General features: G+C 36.0%; 16 protein-coding genes. 13 read left to right on the top strand and 3 right to left on the bottom strand.

Going from position 1 to position 16,702, the window contains the following annotated elements:
* Window positions 1–35: 35 nt before the first annotated feature.
* From FLK61_RS17160 to FLK61_RS17135, 6 genes are all read left to right on the top strand, one after another.
* Window positions 36–2,168: an S-layer homology domain-containing protein gene (locus FLK61_RS17160; protein WP_176010571.1), complete on the top strand. Its 2,133-nt coding sequence runs from the start codon at window positions 36–38 to the stop codon at window positions 2,166–2,168.
* A 48-nt stretch (window positions 2,169–2,216) separates the two neighbouring features.
* Window positions 2,217–2,759 carry a hypothetical protein gene (locus FLK61_RS17155; protein WP_176010570.1) on the top strand — a complete coding sequence of 181 codons (543 nt, stop codon included), beginning with the start codon at window positions 2,217–2,219 and terminating at the stop codon, window positions 2,757–2,759.
* A gap of 213 nt (window positions 2,760–2,972) precedes the next feature.
* Entirely contained in the window at window positions 2,973–3,131 is a 159-nt protein-coding gene (locus FLK61_RS17150) for a hypothetical protein (protein ID WP_176007611.1), read from the top strand.
* Between the two features lie 177 nt (window positions 3,132–3,308).
* Window positions 3,309–3,935: a hypothetical protein gene (locus FLK61_RS17145; RefSeq protein WP_176010569.1), complete on the top strand. Its 627-nt coding sequence runs from the start codon at window positions 3,309–3,311 to the stop codon at window positions 3,933–3,935.
* A 109-nt stretch (window positions 3,936–4,044) separates the two neighbouring features.
* Window positions 4,045–4,854: a hypothetical protein gene (locus FLK61_RS17140; protein ID WP_176010568.1), complete on the top strand. Its 810-nt coding sequence runs from the start codon at window positions 4,045–4,047 to the stop codon at window positions 4,852–4,854.
* A 194-nt stretch (window positions 4,855–5,048) separates the two neighbouring features.
* Complete coding sequence (locus tag FLK61_RS17135; protein WP_176010567.1) at window positions 5,049–6,095, top strand: hypothetical protein; 1,047 nt, start codon at window positions 5,049–5,051, stop codon at window positions 6,093–6,095.
* Window positions 6,096–6,842: 747 nt separating this feature from the next.
* Here the strand turns inward: FLK61_RS17135 and FLK61_RS17130 are convergent.
* Window positions 6,843–7,694, bottom strand: coding sequence for a LysR family transcriptional regulator (locus FLK61_RS17130; protein WP_176010566.1), 852 nt, complete (start codon window positions 7,692–7,694; stop codon window positions 6,843–6,845).
* Between the two features lie 118 nt (window positions 7,695–7,812).
* Here FLK61_RS17130 and FLK61_RS17125 point away from each other — a divergent pair, with 118 nt between their 5' ends.
* The 5 genes from FLK61_RS17125 to FLK61_RS17105 all read left to right on the top strand — a co-directional run bounded on the left by FLK61_RS17125 (window position 7,813) and on the right by FLK61_RS17105 (window position 13,740).
* A complete protein-coding gene (locus FLK61_RS17125) occupies window positions 7,813–8,370 on the top strand; it encodes a flavodoxin family protein (protein ID WP_176011290.1) in 558 nt (185 codons plus the stop codon).
* Between the two features lie 29 nt (window positions 8,371–8,399).
* The gene (locus tag FLK61_RS17120) at window positions 8,400–9,203 is read left to right on the top strand and encodes a DMT family transporter (RefSeq protein ID WP_249777628.1); all 804 of its coding nucleotides are present in this window, start codon (window positions 8,400–8,402) and stop codon (window positions 9,201–9,203) included.
* A 327-nt stretch (window positions 9,204–9,530) separates the two neighbouring features.
* The gene (locus tag FLK61_RS17115) at window positions 9,531–10,658 is read left to right on the top strand and encodes an S-layer homology domain-containing protein (RefSeq protein ID WP_176010565.1); all 1,128 of its coding nucleotides are present in this window, start codon (window positions 9,531–9,533) and stop codon (window positions 10,656–10,658) included.
* A 434-nt stretch (window positions 10,659–11,092) separates the two neighbouring features.
* On the top strand, window positions 11,093–12,616 hold the full coding sequence (locus FLK61_RS17110; protein WP_176010564.1) for a nucleotidyltransferase family protein: 1,524 nt from the start codon (window positions 11,093–11,095) through the stop codon (window positions 12,614–12,616).
* 2 nt (window positions 12,617–12,618) lie between these two features.
* Window positions 12,619–13,740, top strand: a complete 1,122-nt coding sequence (locus FLK61_RS17105; RefSeq protein WP_176010563.1) for a DGQHR domain-containing protein — start codon at window positions 12,619–12,621, stop codon at window positions 13,738–13,740.
* A 399-nt stretch (window positions 13,741–14,139) separates the two neighbouring features.
* On the opposite strand, the gene FLK61_RS17100 is transcribed toward FLK61_RS17105, so the two are convergent.
* Window positions 14,140–14,970, bottom strand: a complete 831-nt coding sequence (locus FLK61_RS17100) for a hypothetical protein (protein WP_176010562.1) — start codon at window positions 14,968–14,970, stop codon at window positions 14,140–14,142.
* Between FLK61_RS17100 and FLK61_RS17095 the strand changes: the two genes are divergently transcribed.
* Window positions 14,963–15,526: a helix-turn-helix domain-containing protein gene (locus tag FLK61_RS17095; RefSeq protein WP_176007880.1), complete on the top strand. Its 564-nt coding sequence runs from the start codon at window positions 14,963–14,965 to the stop codon at window positions 15,524–15,526. The genes FLK61_RS17100 and FLK61_RS17095 overlap by 8 nt on opposite strands.
* Window positions 15,490–16,356 carry an IS3 family transposase gene (locus FLK61_RS17090; RefSeq protein WP_176010561.1) on the top strand — a complete coding sequence of 289 codons (867 nt, stop codon included), beginning with the start codon at window positions 15,490–15,492 and terminating at the stop codon, window positions 16,354–16,356. The genes FLK61_RS17095 and FLK61_RS17090 overlap by 37 nt, the downstream gene beginning before the upstream one ends.
* On the opposite strand, the gene FLK61_RS17085 is transcribed toward FLK61_RS17090, so the two are convergent.
* The gene (locus tag FLK61_RS17085) at window positions 16,310–16,669 is read right to left on the bottom strand and encodes a hypothetical protein (RefSeq protein ID WP_176010560.1); all 360 of its coding nucleotides are present in this window, start codon (window positions 16,667–16,669) and stop codon (window positions 16,310–16,312) included. The genes FLK61_RS17090 and FLK61_RS17085 overlap by 47 nt on opposite strands.
* Between the last annotated feature and the right edge of the window lie 33 nt (window positions 16,670–16,702).

The raw sequence follows: 16,702 nt of genomic DNA, 5'->3' as shown, positions 1-16,702 counted from the left end.
TTTTACCAACTAATCATTATGAGGAGAATGACAAAATGAATACATCTCAATCGTATAAAAAGTATTTAGTTGCGTTGGTAAGTGCTTCTTTAGTAGCTCCAGGAACTGTATATGCTCAAGAGGCTGCATTCCCTGTATTTTCTGACATGGAAATAGAAGGGGAAGGTTTGGACGTTATTAATAAGCTTGTATCTACTGGGATTATAAATGGGTTCCCTGACAATACATTTAGACCGAATGCCTCTATTAGCAGGGAGCATGCGGCATTAATGATGTATCGTGCCCTGAAGTTAGAGGGAGCTAAAGATGTTGTCGGGACGTTGTCTGTATTTGACGATGTTGATCCGTATCATCGAAGTGCGGTTGAGATTGCAGCTGTAGTGGAGGCTGGGATTTTTAAAGGATATAACGGTAAGCTGAACATGAATGATGTGATATCTAGACAGGAGATGGCTTCTGTTATTGTACGTACATTTGGATTAACTCTAGATGGGAAGCCAGTTGATTTTACTGATGAAGAGACGATTCATGTTTCGCACAAAAAAGCAGTGAAGATCTTGCAGTCGCAGGGAGTTTTGTTGGGGGTGCCAGTAGGGGCAGGATTACGTTTTGGTGCGAGAGAAGAGCTAACTCGGCTAAGCTTTGCGCTAATGCTAAGTCGCTCCATAGACCGAGTTGAAGAGTTGTTGGAGGACGAAGAGGAGATTGGCGAGGAGGAATTGCCTGAAGTAGAGGTGCCGGTAGATGAGGAAGAAGAGCAAGGGGAAGAAGTAGAAGAGGAGACCGAAGAGAAAGAGCAGGTGGTGCAGCCAGTTCCAGTGGTACCTGTGGTGCCAGAGCCTGGTGGTGGAACTCCAATAGTAAATGAAGCTAAAGAAAAAGAAGCTTGGAGTAAAGGGAATATAACATTTAAAGTGATGGACGATGATGCAGGATATTATAGTCAGGGCAGTTTTGTTTATTTAGACAAAAATGGTGAGTTTAAAGGGTTCGGTTATGGAGATCACCCTGATTATTTAGATGGCAAAGTTCAATATAAAAATCTAGAGTATGTTCAAGATGTTCAATCAATCCAATACTATGTCTTTACGGGAACGACTATGTACGAAGGAATAATTAAAGTAGAGGATTTTAAAAAAGGCGCAAGTATTGAACTAACTAAAGAGGATAAGGAGTATACAGAGATAACCTTGAGCGCTCCGGGAGAAGTATCGGAAGAGAATTTTATTATAGAGAAGATGTATTTTAATGAAGATGATATGAGATGGAGACCAGTTACCCATTGGATGCATCATACAAATGTTTATAACGTGCCGTTAGGAGATTACTCAATTATTTATAGTGGTAGAACTAATGATAATTACTTTTACACACGCTTTGATAGTGAAGAATTTATTGGATATTCTCATTTCAAAAAAGATATTGACCTTGAAAAAATGAAGGTGTTTGATATTGGATTCGATAGGATAAATGATTCTTTCGATCTGGACTGGAATATGGTTGATGTATCTTTTAATTTTGATAGATACTCGGAGATTCCACATTATGTTCATTCTAATATTTTTATCTCATACAATTATAACCCTAGATTTTCATTGTTTTTGGATGAAGATGCGTATATAACTTATATCAGGCTTGAAGCTGAGAATGAGTTAGAGAGTGAGCGGTTGATGGTTTATTATGATTTAGATCCGAGTTTATATTCACAGAACATCTCTTTAAGTAACATTTATGAATTAAGGTATAAAACACCATCTGAAATAATTAACATAACTAGATCAACAAATATATCAGAGTTACTAAACTTGAAGGTTACAGATTCATACGGTAACTATGCTCACTACTTTCCACATAATATTAATGGAGGATCTGAACTTCTAATTAATTATACATTTAAGACTAGTGAAGGAACTTATAAAGATTATAGATCTCTAGTGCAATTAGATTGGATGGACATATACGTTTTACCAGAGGACTTCAAAGGAGAGGTCACTTTAGACATTACGTTTGAAGGGCTAGATATTATAAAAGCACCAGATCAAACTTTTGTTTTTAATGTTGTTAGTGAAGAGGAGTTTCTTGAGTTACCAAGTGCTCGAGCAGAAGCTGAGGGGATTGAAGGTATTGTTTCCGAAGAGATTGAGGTGGGGGACGAGTTCTATAATTGATATTGATTGAGGGAATATCTTACAAAAATTATGAAAAGAGGTACAGAGATGAAAATATCTAAATTAATAAAGGCAGCTAAAGCAGATCTCAAGTTATTGGAAGAAGAATTTAATGAGTTAGTTGCAAAAACTACTGACAAAAAAAGAAGTAGTATTGAGAAGAAGATTAAAATGGATTTAAGTATGCTCGAAGATACTCATTTGAAAGAACTGTATAATAAAAGAAAAGACAGAAAATACGCGAGTATTGTTATTGAAATGTATGCTATTATTGAACAATTAATGTTGAATATATATGAGAAATCGAAGGGTGAAGAATTTGGAAAGTCATCAAATACAAACTCCCAAAATACTATAAAGCTGATCGAAGAAAGTTTAGCAATAAAAGTTGGAGATAAGAAAAGCACTAAATTGTTAGCTCTCTTAAGAAATAAAATTGTGCATGATAAGTTCTCATTAAAATATGCTCGTAAACAAGTAAAGAAAAAAATAAGTGATGGTATAGCTGACACTAATAGTGAACAAATAAAAGAACTATTTAAAAGTTCACGAAATTATATTAAGTTAATTAAATTAAATACTAAAGCTTAGAATATTCTAAAATGGGGTCTAATTACTTTTTTAATTTAATCTTAATTTGTTGAACGAAAAATAAGTGTTATGAATTTTATGAAGTCTGATCGATTGTAACTGATTGGGCTTTGTCTTACTTATCTTTCATTAACTGAAATTCATGATTTTAATGATAGAACTAGTAAAATAATAAAGAAATGTACTTGTAGCGATAAAATAGGTGCCTGTCTCTTGTCGGAATTAGTCTTGATTTGTCGATTCTATGATAGGTGTAATATCTATCATGTTGTGGATATGCAGGCAGCTGTAGGCTTTAAGCCGAAGACGACGATTGAGGATGGTCTGCAGCAGTTTATGGATTGGTATGTGGAGTATTATGGGAAGAAGTAAATTGTAGATAGATAGTGAGTAAGCCCAACCGGTGGAGATTGGTTGGGCTTCTTCACTTTTAAATTAAATAAACTAAATATTCTTAGTTTTAAAGATTAAAATGCTCCGAAAGGTGCTACTAGCCCAATGAAAACGTAGACAATATAAAGTTATACAAGAGGTGCGTATATAAAAGGCATGAAACGATTAATGGTTAGAGTAATTCTTTTAACTCTGACATTCACTACAGTTTATTTCTATCAAACAACTCAACGGATGTCAGAGCAATTTAATGAACAAGAGCAGTTGCTATCAGAAGCTCATCAAAATATTAAAGAGACGGTAAGTGACCATGAAGAATTGGTGGAGAAGTTAACTACTGGTTTTTCCACAGAAATAGAAGTACTTAATGATCAATTAGTAGAATTACATGCAGTAGAAGAGGGGCTGCGACAGGAGGTTGAGGTTTTAGTTCAACGAGAAAGCGATCTTGAGGAGCGGTTGCTGGAATCAGAGCAAGAGGTGAAAACACTTTGCGTGCAATCAGCAGCAGCCAATACTTCAGTTGCGATAGTTGATTCATCGGATGAGGTTGAAGAATTTATCGTGGAGAGTGCTGAAGAATTCTATGAGGAAGAGATTGAAGTTGATACCCGAACAATGGAGATCCAAATGAGGCTTGAGGAAATAGAACGTGAGCTAGCCTCATTAGAGATACAAAAGGCAGGGCTCTTACCTGGATCAGAGAAGCACCAAGCAAACTTGAAAAAGTCGATGAGGTTGATGGAAGGGAAGAGGGGGTTGTTGGTGGAGGTTGGGCAGTAGGTGACTGTTTGAAAGCACTAATTAGATTAGGTTTATTAGCAAAAAATTTTTTTGAAGTTTATGATGGAGCAGTAAATAATTAACCGGTGAGTTTGAGGGGGAATACAAGATGAGTAAGGATAAAATAACAGATGGACTAAAAGCTTTAGTTACGCATCATCAAACTACTATTGTTGAAACTGTAGTTAAATACGGAGCGCAATATTTAAAAGATCGAGGTGCTGAGTTATCAGTTGATTTAGTTACAGATGCAAGTGCCTCCTTAGCACCGGGATTGTTGGGAGTAAGAATGCACTATAAACAATTAAGATTTGAAAGAAACGTAACTCGCCTTATTGATGAAACAATTAAAAGAATAGAGGAAATAGAAAAAAACTTAGAGAATCTAACTACTGATGATAGGAAAAAATGTGACAATTTTTATGGTTATATTCTTGATTTTATAGCTGATGAGCCTCAAGAAGAAAAAATTCATTATTATATGAACGGCTATGTGAATATGACAGCTCATTCAAATATAAATGATGATTTTGTATTTACTTATTATGATTTGTTGAAAGACTTAAGAATGCTAGATTTAGCTGTGTTAAGACAGTACAGTATGACGAGCTTACACGAAGATGATACGTTTACAGCAATAATGAAGCGTTACGACATTTCATATGAACAATACGATTCTGTAAGAGTAAATTTGTCGAGAGTAGGTCTTTTAACAACACGCCATGAGAAGGAATCATTTAACGATTTAGAGATTATAGTTAAGTCCATTGAAAAAATTAATGAGTATCTAACTAGGGCTGCTAAAGGTAAAGGGTTACCTAAATTAGTTGATCCGAAAATAAAGTCAAAGAAGAACTATCAACTTTCTAAATTTGGTCGTGACTTCCACAGTGTATTTGTTGAAATAAGTGAAGAATAAATAAGTAAACATATAGATTTTGAGCCAATAGTCTATAGATAAATCAAGAGCCCTTTTTTTCGGCTACTAATCAAGACACATGAAAATGCTAATTATATACTCAATAATTGTATCTTTAAAAAGCTGTACTATGTAAGTATATAAATGAAAATTACTAAGTATAAAGTTTATTAATAATAAGGGGTGTAGTTATAGTGTCTAATAATGAGTACATAAGGAGAAGTTTTGATAAAAATATTAACTTTTTGAAAAATAAAGTTGCAGTTAAAGAATGTTTTCATGAGGATATTAACTGCTCTGAAAAAATAATTAAAGCTCATTCAATACAAAATAACAAAATATTAGATGTGATTTCAGATAATGGTCACGTTTTAATGTTTAGCCATGATATAAATGAGGAAGCGAAACTAACTTCCAAGATGAAGCTAAAGGGAAGAAAAATAGCAACAACATTTTCAGGTTTTTGTGGTCATCACGATACAAGTTTATTTAATCCGATTGAGAACTCTGATTATAGCTTAGGTAACAAAGAGCAGGAGTTTCTATTTGCTTATAGAGCAATGGCAAAGGAGTATCATGCAAAAAAATCTGTTGGAGAACTTTATAGGTATATTCTAAAACTAATTAGAGAAAAAAAATTCGAAGAGATTAATCAGCATTTTAGAGGTAAAAACACTCCATCAGTTGAGCAGATAATTTTTATGCGAGAATCGATATACCAATCTATAAAAGGAAATGAAGATGCTGAGAAGAGGGCTGATAAGTTTAGAGAATGGTACAACGAATGGTTGTTATTAAGAAAATTTGAAAATATAACAACATATACTATAAAATTTGAAGGAGAATTTCACATAGCTGTTTCCTCAATGACTAATCTTGAAAGAGATTTAGATTATAATTTAATCAATAATTTAAATGATTGGGAAACTATGTTAGCCCCTATCTTCATGACTGTATTTCCTCAAAATGGAAGTACCTATGTGTTATTAAGTAATTTCACAAGAAACAATCGAAGATTCAAAAAATTAATTTCTCAAATTGAAAACAGTAGCATAGAAGAGCAAAAAGTAATCATATCAGACATAATTATCAGTTATATGGAGAACTTCGCTTACTCTCCCGCCTTATGGGAGAATATGAATGATAAAATAAAAAAAGAAATAGAGAGCAAGTTTTTTGATACTATGTTTGAAATTAATAAAGCAATTTCAAAGAAAAGTAATATCAATTTATTTGTTTGAAATATCCAATCGTAAAATAATTATTTTAAAATGCAGGGCTCTGTCACTTGTCGAATTTAGTCTAAATTTGTCAAATGCGAAATAGTAGCTACGAGCGTATATTAAGCCCGACCAGTGTGGTTGGGCTTATACTTTTTAATTGCTACCGATAATAAGCATTTTGGTGCTGTAATAACAACCAAGCTAAAAGTTTCATAAAAAAATCCAAAATAACAATGCCGATAATAAAGAAGAAGCCAGTGCAACATACTTCCTATTCTTACTGTGAACTAAGTACTTATTTTCAATAATAGCTTGAAAAGAAAAGGTTATAACAAACAAAGAGGATAGTAATAAAAAATCGTAAGGAGCAGCTATGAGCGTAAAATTAATCAGCACAAGTAAGACGAGAATAGCGAGAATCGAATAACCAATGAGTGAGGGAATGAAGCCATTCGTGTCACTTAGGTTTATAGAACTCTCATTTTTAATGAGTACCTTTTTTAAGATTTGATGAACAATGACGATTACGAAGAAAAGTATAAGTATTGTATACATGGGGGAAAGTCCTTTCTAGAATAGAGACATAACGTTTAGGATACTTATTACCATTCTGTTCTCTGTTTGATAGGGTCTTAAATCGTAATATTGCAAAATAAGGTATTTTAGGAAGTCATCCTCGCACGTTTAGGTGCTCTAACATAACCCTAGTTCACCAATACTCCCTACTAAATTAAACGTCTACCGATCATATCTACCACAACGTCCTCATTCAATTCCATCTCTCCCCATCAACACATCCAAAAACGCCTCAACATTAATCGACTGCCATTTATCTTTATGGACGGCTGTATAAATAGCAATTGGTTGTTCTGCTTTTTCTTCGATGAGGTCTCCATTTTCGATTTCTGCCTTTACGACAAAATGAGGGAGCATGGATCTGCCTAGGCCTAGGAGCACGCATTTTTTGATGGCTTCGATGCTTGGGAGTTCGACTCGTTTTGCTTCCCTTCCTTCTGTTTCTAAAAAGCTCTCGATCATTGGTCGCCAGCTACAGGTGTACTCTGTCACGAACATGGTCTCTGGGATCGATGTTTGTGCTTTGGCTGCGGATCGTACGAGTGATAGCTTTTCTGGTTTTAATTGCTCGACGCGTAGTTGGGATGGTTGCCAATTTGGGACTTCTATGAGCACGGCTGCGTCTATTTCTCCTTTGATGAATTGCGCTGGGAGGTTATCGTGTATCGATTTTAGCGTCAGCTTGACCTCCGGATAGCGTTCCATGAACTGCTGAATGATGGCCGGGAGCCAGTAAATCATTAGCGATTCGCTTACCCCAATGGTCAGCTCTCCCGCAGGCACGTTCGCTTCTTTGATGACCTCTTTTGATTTAAGATGCAGGTCAATCATCTCTTTGGCGTAGGGTAAATACCGTTCTCCCGTTTGCGTGAGCACAACCTTCTTTCCTAACCGGTCGAAAAGCGGGTAGCCAAGCTCCTTTTCGAGTTCCTTGATGTGGGAGGTAATCGAAGACTGTACGTATCCTAACTCATCCGCAGCCTTTCTAAAGCCTCCCGTTTCTACGATTGTTTTGAATGTTATTAAATGACGAAGCTCCATTCTGTCCCTCCTATCAATTTTAATGATCGTTTCTATCAAAATCATTTAATTTACTGAACAATGTTTCTATTATAAGGTATTGATAGTAGGAAAAGAAGAGGGAGGAAGGCATATGAAGGTGATGGCATTGCTTGGGAGTGCGAGAAGAGGCGGCAACACGGAGTATTTGGTGGATAGGGCCTTAGAAGGAATCGTGTGCAAGAAGGTGCATCTGCTCGATTACGAGATCAACCCGATCGTCGATCAGCGGCATACGGCAGGTGGATTTGAAGAGGTGGATGATGATTATGAAGCGTTGTTTAAGGAATTCATGGAACAGGATATCATCCTCTTTGCAACTCCGTTATACTGGTTTGGGATGTCTGCGCAGATGAAGCTTTTTTTTGACCGATGGAGCCAGTACATGCGAGACGATCGCTATCAGTTTGCGGAGCGAATGAAGCAGAAGAAGGCGTATGTGATCATCACAGGAGAAAATCCGCCTCCGAAGACAGCGGCACTGCCACTGGTCCAACAGTTCCAATACATTTGCGAATACACAGGCATGGAGTTTGTCGACTATATCATCGGCAAAGCGAACAAACCAACGGAGATCCAGGAGGATAGCTATGCGGTAGGGAAGGCAGAGCTGTGGAATGAAGAGTTAAGAGAAGTCTTGCGGTGTGTCGTTATTTGAGTGAGAAGTGATGGAAGAGGAATGGTTGGATGAAGAATCTATTAAATGATAGGCCATGGCTTATTTATGTGATGCTCGCGCTAGCAACAAGTAGCTGGGGGAGCGCATTTATTGCGGGGAGTTACGCAACAGAAGATTTTAGCCCAACTGTGGTGGCGTTTTTCCGATTCTTCTTTGCGTTTGTGTTACTTATCCCGGTCATGCTTGTGATGGATAAAGGAAGTAGGAGACCTAAAGGCAAGGAATGGTGGTTGGTTGGCTTGCTTGGGTTGACGGGAATTGCGCTGTATAATATCGCGTTCTTTGTTGCGACGCGTGATGCGCCAATTGTGAAGAGCTCGTTATTTATTGCTTCGAATCCAATATTGATTGCGGTGCTGTCAGGGATTTTTCTCAAAGAAGCCATCACTAAACGCAATGTTATTGGGTTGGTGCTGGCGTTGACGGGCGCTGCGATCATCATCACAGAGGGGCAGTTCCAGCAGGTGGTCGAGGCAGGCTTGGCTCCGATTGATTTGGTGTTGTTATTTGCTGTCGTGTGCTGGGCGCTGTATAGCGTGTTGGGCAAAGTGGCGTTGCGGAAGTTCAGTTCGATCACGGCAACGACATATGCGGTCGGGATTGGGACGCTGATGCTGTTCCCCTTCGTATTTTTTGAGACGAGCGTGGTAGAGATTCAGCAGGCGAGCTTGTTAACCTGGGGATCCATCTTACATATGAGCGTGATTGTCTCCGTATTAAGCTTTATCATGTATTACCAAGGAATCAAAATGATCGGCGCAGCACGAGCATCGATCTTTATCAACTTTATGCCACTATCGGCCGTGATTTAGCGACGATCCTGTTGGGCGAGCGGTTGATGGCGGTTCATGTTGTCGGAGCGTTGTTGGTTATCAGTGGGGTGACGTATGGGACGTGGAGGGGGAGAGGGATAGGGAAGTGATAGGAGTTGGGGGCTCGGAGGACGGAGAGATCTGTTCTTGGGGTCTTTTTTGTTGTGGGGATTTTACTAGTAAGTGAATAATATTAGGAAATTATAGATATTAGGTGGTTCTTTATAAATGGTTATTATATACTAGTTACAGATATACAATATTTTCTATCTGAGAGGGTGGGGAGTATTGTTAGTAGTAATGACTATGATTAGAGGAGTGGATGGTTTGAGGAAAGTATGGAGTATCATGTTGTTTGTTGTGATGATGGTAGGAATGGCGACGAATGTTGCGGCGAGTGGATTTACGGATGTGAGAGATACGTGGTATGAGACGGAGGTCAATGCGTTAGCTAGTAAGGGAGTAATCGCTGGTACGAGTGCGACGACGTTCTCGCCTGGACAGGATGTGACGCGGGGGCAGTTTGCGGCTTTTGTGGCGCGAGCATTAGACTTACCTTTTGGTGGTAGAAATAATTTTAATGATATTGATGCTACAAATCCTTTTTACATAGAATTGAATGAGCTAGGGCAAGCGGGAATTATGACTGGTGATCAGCAGGGCAATTCGAACTGGAATAGTCCGATTACACGAGTTGAAGCGACGGCAATCATTGATCGAATGTTACAAGTAGAAGGAATTAAGACGGATAGCTATAAGAAACCACTATTCTTCCGAGACAATCATGCTATTCCAGCATGGGCGAATGAGAGTGTGGGTAACATGGTTGGTTTAGAAATTGTAGCAGGGATGCCTGATGGATCGTTTAGTGGGAATGTGAAAGTAAGTCGTGCGACTGCGGCGGTGTTATTGTATCGGGCATTTGAGGTTATTGACAGTGGAGAAGGGAATACAGAGGATTCTGTTGGCGGTGTAAGGTATCTAGGGCCTTCTGTCCAGCATGGAACCGTTCATATGGACTTTTTCGCTAGAAAGTTAGTGAGTGGGGATTGGAAAGAGAGTGTATATAATACAGGCGCATTAGTATACGTACCCGAAGTAGGATATGATCATGTATCTGGCAGATTTGATTTAAGTAGTGATGAAGCTAATACGTTAGTATTTGAAAATTGGATTGGCTTTGATTATGGTGCGGACAAACAGTTAAGGGTAGAGTTGTATTTGTATAAGAGAGAGGATTTATTTAGTGGATGTGGAGAAGGGGATTGCTTTGTTTATGATGGAGTGCTGACTAGTCCCTATGCGACTGTTAACTTGAATGCGCAAGATAGAGTTGAATTCGACGTGAGTGAAGAAGAATTTGACTTAGTAGATTTCCGTGTGGTGTTAACAAGTAACCGTAACATATTGGATGGAATTAGAGATGTGAATATGAGGTTTTCGTTTAAAGACTAGTGATTAAAAGGTAGGTAATGATGTATTAGACTACAAATTTAAACTATATGAAATGGATTCTATTAGTTAATTATTATTTCAAATTTAAAAACTAATAAATAAATTAATGACAATAACTTTTATATTAGTATAAATCTTTTAAAATTAATATGATATGATAATATTACAATAATTAGGTTTTTGGTTATTAAAACTCTGACATAATTTAATGCATTTTAATATAAATAATTATATGACTTTTTTATTCTTATTTCATTATGATACATCAAATCGTATTTTTATTAATGTATATATAGACTTATTATCCATGGTGCAATATTAATATTAAGGTTAATCTATTGTTACTATCGGATATATAAAATAAAGACTTTATTTAAAATATTACTGGTATTAAATTTATTAAAACAAATTTAATTATCTACAGGTGGGACTTTATGACAAATATCTCTAATGATTCATTAAAAGCAGAAATTATTCAAACATATAATTCACATCTTAAAAAAGAATTGGAAATTTGTGCAAATGAAATTTCTGAACTCTTTCGAGTAACTTTTGATAGAATACTCAAAGATGAATCTACGAAGTATTTATTGACACATGATAACGCTGGTTATTTAGGTAATTATTATAAAGTAACACATAGAGTGAAAAGTGAGTTAAGTCTAGGTGAGAAATTAGTGAGAAAAAATGACTTACTTCATATAAAAAACATGATAGATTATAAAGATGATAATAAAGTAATAGAGTATCTAAAACAGAGATATTCCGATTTGATCGGATTGAAAATTTTAGGTGATCTAAAGCAAGATACTTATAATATTATTCAATTAATTAAAGATAATAAAAATAGTTTTAAAAATATTAATCCAGATTATTATATAACATTTGAGAATTTGGAAGAAAAACAAGCAAAAATGAGAAATGGGTTAGATATAATAAAAGTTGACTGTATATTTCATAAAAATGGAGAAAAATATTTATTTGAACTTCAAATTAAAAGTCAATTAATGTCTGCTTGGGGGGACATGGAACATCAGCAATTTTATAAAAATAATAAGTTTTCTATTGTTCGAAAGTCTAACGAACCGATCATGAGTGATATTGGTAAATTACTTGATAGAACAGATGAATTACTATTTACAATAAGATCGTCTGAAAAAAATTATAGTCAAAATGGAGAGATGTGGGAATTTAATTCAAAACTACAATCTTTTTTCTCAGCTAAACTTGAGGAAGTATTAAGTGTGAAAGTAGACTCTCAGTTGTTAGATCTAGGGTATTTCTTACATCTGTTATCTAGATCCATTGACCCTAATTATGGAAATTTAAATTCAAACTTAGATGTTTTTAAATTAATTAAAGATAAGGTAGAGTCAGAAAGAGAGAGTCAAAATCCTATAATAAATAATTATTTAAAACATTGCAAATTCGACTTCGACTTACAAATTATAGAAATAGTAACATTACATTGGTACGAGTCTCTAAATGAAGAGGTCAGCAGTGAAGAAAAATATATCGATTTTCTTAACTGGTACTTAGAAAAAATATTGGAAGTTATTATCCAATTACACACCGTTGATGTTGAAGATAGTATAGTCTTTGATGCAATATTTTATAAAGTTATTGAGGAATCTAATCATAATATAGTTTATAAAGACATAAATTGTTTTACAGAGATTGTAGAATATTATAAAGCTACTAAAGATGTTTATTTAGAGAAGAAAGAAGAAGATGAAGAAGTTTTCGGATTAGAAATGTTTTATGATATAAACTACTTATTTGCAATTCACACTATAAATAATACACCTTTTAAAAGGGAAGGGTTAAAAAATACAGAAAAAGATATCACTCTCCTCGATAGCTTTTTTGATTATTTAAATAAAGAGGCAAAAGGATCTCTAGAAAAATTCCAATTTATTAGTGAAGATATACGTCGGTTCTTAAGAGAGGGCTATTAATTATGAAATATATTGCACAAAGATATAACCAAGGTATCCAGCAATATTATAGCGTTGTAATGGATTTAAAAACTGTATATGATAATTCGAAAGTATTAATTTATAATCAGGATGATTATGGATACCAACGGCCACTTGATGAAAAACATGTGAAAAAAATAAAAAATAATATTATTTCGGGTAATGGCTTATTTCCAACCTCAATTATTTTAAGTGTTAATAGTAATGAGGTCAAAGAAATAATAAGCGATGTAGAGTTTGAAGATATAGCTATAAAAAATGTAGTTTCGATAAATTTGCAAGGAGCATCAAAAAGAGATGATTATTGCTATTTTAGGATTGTTGATGGTCAACATAGACTTGAGGGATTAGCTGAAGCAGCGAAAATAAAAAATGAATTATGGGATTATAAATTAAGTATTATTATTCTTGTAATACCCAATGAATCAAGAGTCATAGAGTTAGATGTATTTAATGATATTAACTCTACACCAAAGAAACTTAAAACGGATTTAGTTATACTAGCTAAGCAAAAATATATATTGCTAGGGCAAAAAGATATCCAGTCAAAAGAAGATATGGAAGAGTATTTAGCGATAAAAATTGCACATATTCTTAACGAAGAAATTAAAGGAAGTGTTTGGGAGAATGCAATTAAATTTGAAAAGGAAATTAACTCGCAGATTGGGATTATAGGCATAGCTGCATACAAAAAAGCTATTTTACCTTTAGTGAAAAAAATTATACACGACGAAGGTGGGAAAGTAATAAGTATTCAAAATTTAGACGATAAAGCTTTAGATTTAGCAGATTATTTTAATCAGGCATGGCAAAAGGTTTACGAGAAATGGGAGAGTTGTTTCAAGGTACAAAGTATAATTATAGAATCTGAGAAATATGATTTTTACTACGATAACTCTTATTATTTGCAAAAAACAACTGGAGTAAATGCAGTTTTTCAATTACTTAATCAATCGGAAAATATTGAGGAGTTTGAAAAAATCATTAATAAAAGCCCGCTTACTGAAGAGGATTGGCTTAAAGGGGGTAAATTATCTGGATTAACTTCAGGTTCAGGATTTAAAAAGGCTGTAATGTTTATTAAGAATGGCAAGACTATATAGCAGATAGTGAATAACGAAAGATTTTAAAAATTCAATTTTAAATTTTTAAGATCCTTTGTATTCAGTATTTAAGAGTACCTTCTCAATTTGAGTTGGTACTCTTAATCGTTTGTTATGTAATAGGGGAATTTCAAGTAATGTATATTTCGATGAATTGGTAATCCATACGGAACAATTGAATTGAGTAACTTCAGAGATATTTGCATTGATTAACGGAACTCTGCTAACTGTACCTTTTGTAAGACATCTATTCCTTGTGACAATTTCAGAGAGGAAATCTGTTCACTATGATGTCTTTAATTGGAACAGACTTATCCGTAATAGGTATTTAAATGGCTCTTTAAATTACTTATCATCTTTTTCATAGATAGGGAGTATGGACATTTGCGTTAGGATGCTCTAGAACTTTACTTCTATAAAATTTTCCACACTCTCAAACTGGTCGCGTTCTTGTTTGGTGAAGTGGACTTCTTTGAACCATTCGCCTTCGTCGTTTTCTTCTGCTATAAAGAGCTCGTAGGAGTTTATATCCTGCATGGTGTTGTCTAAGAGATTTAAGATGGCGGTGACGTCTGCTAATAGGTGTTCGTTATCTTCTGAAAGGCCAGGATACTGATAGCGAACGGTTAACCTAATGCCGGTGCACGTGCCTGCTTCGGTGTACTCCGAGCATGTATAGAGGTGATCCAATTCATCAAATCCAAAACGGAAGCGCTCGTTTGTTGTCTGATTAAAGTCCTCTTCGTACTTTTTTATGGACTCAAAGGTGCCGATGGATCGATTTGTTTTCCGTAAATACGTATAAAGCTCGTCCTCCGTTAGAGCTGTGGTGGAGGCATAGCCGTCGAAGGTAATGGTTGTGTCTGTGCGGAAGTCTTCCACGTAGACGCGGGAAATATCTGCACCGGAGCTCTGGATGAGCATGATTAATTGCTGAAGCCTTGTGATCTCGCTCTCTTGCAGGTTGCCAAGAGGCATAGATTGATTGCTCATAAGATGGAGCGTTTTGAGACTGACGCCATTTTCGTCGCGGTGAGTTGGAATGAAATCTACTTTGATCTCCTGATTGTTTCTACCGCTAAAGCCTAGCTCTTTGATATCTTCGGTGACGAGAGCGAGCTTTTGTAGCTTCTCATAAGCGGCTTTACCGTCCTCATAGGTGTCTTCGCGGTACCGACCCCCGAAAGTTAGAGTAGATAATCTAACTTTCGGGGGTGTTTTTATGGCCAAATATAGTGAAGAATTTAAAATGAAACTTGTTAGCGAATATTTGAATGGAAATCTCGGGTATAAATTATTAGCTAAAAAGTATAATATGCCCTCTCGAACTCCACTACAAAATTGGGTAAGATCCTATAAAACGCAAGGGGTTGAAGGATTAAAACGAAGAAGAACGAATGAGGCGTACTCTGTTCAATTTAAAGTGGATACGATACAATTTATGCTTGAGACAGGTGCTTCTTTTCAGGAAACTGCTGAACAATTTAGATTAAATAATCCTGCTTTAATTTACAGTTGGATGAAAACATTTAATGAACAAGGATTAGGAGGCCTGAAACCAAGATCAAAGGAGCGACCTTCTATGTCTAAAAACAGTAATAAATCAAAGGGAAAAGAAGAGAAGAAGTTAACACGTGAAGACGAACTAGAACGCGAGAATGAACTGTTGCGGCTAGAAAATGCCTACCTAAAAAAGTTGAGAGCTTTTCGAGAGAATCCGAATGCCTTCCACGAAAAGCACAAGCAACAGTGGCGTTCGAACTCAAAGAAGAAGGATACCGATTAAAAGATATTCTAGTTATTGTAGGTATTCCAGAATCAACCTACCACTATCATGTGAAAAACTTTGGGAAAGAAGATCCGGATAGAGAACTAAAAGAAGTCATTACTGAGCTGTTTAAGGCGTTTCATGAACGTTATGGTTATAAACGCATTACCAAGGAATTAAAGAAATCAGCCTGGTGTATTAATCACAAAAAAGTGTATCGACTTATGAGGGAATTAGGGTTAAAATGCGTAAAGTTTATGAGGAAGTCTCGTAGATACAATTCTTATAAGGGTAAGGTTGGAAAGGTAGCGAAGAATCGACTGTCCCGCCGATTTAGCACGCCTATTCCTTTTCAGAAATTAGTAACCGACATTACAGAATTCAAATGTCTAGGAGAAGAGAAATTGTACTTAAATCCACTCCTTGATCTTTACAATGGGGAAATTATCGCGTTTGGTATCAAGAAACGTCCAACATTAGATCTTGTCATGGAACCTTTAAAAGAAACAATAGAAGTACTAGGAGCTCAGGCAACCTATCGTACGACTATCCACTCCGATCAAGGCTGGCATTATCAGCACAACCAATGGGTGAGGACATTAAAAGAAAATAAAGTATTTCAAAGCATGTCACGTAAAGCAACCTGCGCAGACAATGCTTCAATAGAGAATTTCTTTGGTATATTAAAACAAGAAATGTATTATGGAGAAAAATTAGTGAGCTACGAAGAATTAAAAAGGCAGATTGAAGAATATATTTACTGGTACAACCATATACGATCAAAAGAAAAATTGGCTGGTTTTAATCCAGTCGAATACCGAACACAAACCAGCCAATTAGCTGCATAATAAAAACTCTAACTTTTAGGGGTAGCCACCCGCTCACGTATTGGAGAATACCTAGCATGAAGGATCTCTCTGCAGTCACGGTGTATTCGATATCTGAATTGCGGAGAGATTTTACGTCATACTCTGCGGGTGAGCCGAGGCCGGCAGTCCATGTCTGTTCAATCTTGACGAGATCTCCGTAGTTCGACAAGGTGTGGGCGTTGACGAGGCCGATCGCTGTGTAGTTGATAAAGATATAGAAGCCGCCAATGAGGAAGGCTGTTGTGATTAGGGTAATGCGTAGTTTTTTGTTTTTGAAAAATAATTTAAACATAGGGACCTCCGAGTAAGTTGGCACTAGGCACGA

It is taken from the genome of Paenalkalicoccus suaedae (assembly GCF_006965545.2).
In the GTDB taxonomy this organism is placed as follows: Bacteria; Bacillota; Bacilli; order Bacillales; family Salisediminibacteriaceae; genus Paenalkalicoccus; species Paenalkalicoccus suaedae.
Note: the sequence above shows the minus strand (reverse complement) of the source record. Positions and strands in the feature narration are given on the sequence as shown.

What these genes read in the sequence shown, in the direction of transcription:
- FLK61_RS17140 (WP_176010568.1), top strand. Translation starts at nt 4,045, where the DNA reads ATGAGTAAGGATAAAATAACAGATGGACTAAAAGCTTTAGTTACGCAT.
- FLK61_RS17105 (WP_176010563.1), top strand. Translation starts at nt 12,619, where the DNA reads ATGAAATATATTGCACAAAGATATAACCAAGGTATCCAGCAATATTAT.
- FLK61_RS17145 (WP_176010569.1), top strand. Translation starts at nt 3,309, where the DNA reads ATGAAACGATTAATGGTTAGAGTAATTCTTTTAACTCTGACATTCACT.
- FLK61_RS17110 (WP_176010564.1), top strand. Translation starts at nt 11,093, where the DNA reads ATGACAAATATCTCTAATGATTCATTAAAAGCAGAAATTATTCAAACA.
- FLK61_RS17085 (WP_176010560.1), bottom strand. Translation starts at nt 16,669, where the DNA reads ATGTTTAAATTATTTTTCAAAAACAAAAAACTACGCATTACCCTAATC.
- FLK61_RS17095 (WP_176007880.1), top strand. Translation starts at nt 14,963, where the DNA reads ATGGCCAAATATAGTGAAGAATTTAAAATGAAACTTGTTAGCGAATAT.
- FLK61_RS17155 (WP_176010570.1), top strand. Translation starts at nt 2,217, where the DNA reads ATGAAAATATCTAAATTAATAAAGGCAGCTAAAGCAGATCTCAAGTTA.
- FLK61_RS17160 (WP_176010571.1), top strand. Translation starts at nt 36, where the DNA reads ATGAATACATCTCAATCGTATAAAAAGTATTTAGTTGCGTTGGTAAGT.
- FLK61_RS17130 (WP_176010566.1), bottom strand. Translation starts at nt 7,694, where the DNA reads ATGGAGCTTCGTCATTTAATAACATTCAAAACAATCGTAGAAACGGGA.
- FLK61_RS17120 (WP_249777628.1), top strand. Translation starts at nt 8,400, where the DNA reads ATGAAGAATCTATTAAATGATAGGCCATGGCTTATTTATGTGATGCTC.